Source organism: Nocardia sp. NPDC003482, assembly GCF_053588115.1.
The window spans coordinates 1-1,074 of sequence record NZ_JBSFPI010000071.1; the positions used below are offsets into that span (position 1 = coordinate 1).

Annotated in this window: 1 protein-coding gene; it reads left to right on the forward strand. The window is 68.3% G+C overall.

The annotated features are described in order from the left end of the window. Positions 1 to 156 precede the first annotated feature (156 nt). Positions 157 to 1,047 carry an IS5 family transposase gene (locus ACWDSJ_RS37855; RefSeq protein ID WP_450037685.1) on the forward strand — a complete coding sequence of 297 codons (891 nt, stop codon included), beginning with the start codon at positions 157 to 159 and terminating at the stop codon, positions 1,045 to 1,047. Positions 1,048 to 1,074: the final 27 nt, after the last annotated feature.

Genomic DNA, 1,074 nt, shown 5'->3' on the forward strand with positions numbered 1-1,074 from the left:
GAGTGATGGGGTGGCACCGCTGAGCGGTGTGCCACCCCGTCGGCAGGTTCAGCTGAAGTTGTTGCCCGCGTTGGCGTATGGGCGAGGTCTCCGGTATTCGGATTAGCGACCAAGCAAATCTGAATAAGCCCCGGAGACCTCGTGGCCAGCCTAGCGGTGGCGGGGCGCGCGGACCTGACCGATGCCCAGTGGGCGAGGTTGGAGCCGTTGTTGCCTCGCGGGAAGAAGGCGGGCCGCCCGCCGAAGTGGACGAAACGGCAGCTCATCGATGGGATCCGATGGCGGTGCCGGGTCGGATCACCGTGGCGGGACGTGCCGGCCGAGTACGGGTCCTGGCAAGCGGTGTATGGATTGTTCCGGCGCTGGCAGCGGGCCGGGGCGTGGGCTGCGATCGTGACCTCGCTGCAGGCGGTGGCCGATGCTGCCGGGGTGATCGACTGGCAGGTCAGCGTGGATTCCACGATCACCCGCGCTCATCCGCATGCTGCCGGGGCCCGTCGCGACGGCGCTGGGCAGGCCGAACCACCCGCGGGGCCCGGCCAGAGCGAACCGGGTGATCACGGGCTGGGGCGTTCACGGGGCGGGTGGACCAGCAAACTGCATCTGGCGTGTGATCAGGGCTGTCGGGTGTTGTCGGTGCTGGTCACCGCAGGACAGGCTGGTGACAGTCCGCAGTTCACGGCAGTGCTGGAAGGAATCGTGGTGCCGAAACTCGGTGGTGGTCGGGCGCGGGCACGGCCCGAGCGGGTGTTGGCTGACAAGGCGTATTCCGGTCGCGGTAACCGGGAATGGTTGCGTCGTCACGGGATCCGGGCGACGATTCCGGTCCCCGCCGACCAGGCCGAACATCGGCGGCGGCGGGGTCGTGGCGGTGGCCGGCCCCCGGCATTCGATGTGGCGATCTACCGGGACCGCAATGCTGTCGAGCGGGGGATCAACCAGCTGAAACAGCACCGGGCGGTGGCGACCCGGTTCGACAAACTTGCTGTCCGCTACCAGGCCACGATCCATGTCGCTGTGATCAATCAGTGGCTGCGGCACTCGTGAGGGCGCGACATCGGCCCCGCCCTCACG